The organism is Nonomuraea basaltis, from assembly GCF_005893125.1.
GTDB lineage: Bacteria > Actinomycetota > Actinomycetes > Streptosporangiales > Streptosporangiaceae > Nonomuraea > Nonomuraea basaltis.
This window is the reverse complement of sequence record NZ_VCJS01000632.1, coordinates 1-655: the sequence shown is the minus strand read 5'-3', so window position 1 is coordinate 655 and position 655 is coordinate 1. Positions and strand designations below refer to the sequence as shown.

1 pseudogene is annotated in these 655 nt (G+C 68.7%); it reads right to left on the bottom strand.

What is annotated here, in order from left to right:
• Window positions 1-97: 97 nt before the first annotated feature.
• Window positions 98-655: pseudogene (locus EJK15_RS72515) on the bottom strand (hypothetical protein); the annotation flags it as partial.

Below are 655 nucleotides of genomic sequence, written 5' to 3'. Positions count from 1 at the left end.
CGCACGGTCGCCTCCCACCTGTACAAGGCCTTTCCCAAGCTGGGCGTCTCCTCGCGCGCCGAACTGACCAGGCTCCCAGGACTGATCTGAGGGTAGGTCACACTCGGCGGTAGATGATCGGCTGCGCGGCGATGCCGTTGGCCTTGAAGTTGGCCAGCACGAAGCGGCGGAAGGTGGGCCGGAAGATCAGGCTGGGTAGGAAGGTCCGCCAGTTCGGCCAGCTCGCGTGGTTGACGAGCCCGTAGTCGGCGGGCTCGCCCTCCAGCGGCTGCATCAGGGCGGAGTTGGGCAGCGCGGTCTTGGCCTGGAACCACCCGGCGGTGTACTCCCACACCTTCAGCAGGGTCTCGCGGTCGTCGGCGTAGAAGTAGTTGAACAGGAAGCAATGGTTCTGGCTGTGGTCCACGTCGCCGAGCCGTCCGGCGTTGCTCGCGACGATCTCGTGGGTACGGCGGGCCGCGGCGCGGAGCGTCGCGGCGAGCTCCTTGTAGGCGGCGCTCTCGCGCAGTGCCAGCGCGGCCTCCACGGACGCGGTGCGGATCAGCACGACGACGTCATAACGCGCCGGCCGGATGCCTCGGGCGGCCAGCAGCTCGTCGCCCTCACCTGGTGTACGCAGGACGGCGCGGAACACGTTCGCCTCCCGCGCCTCGAT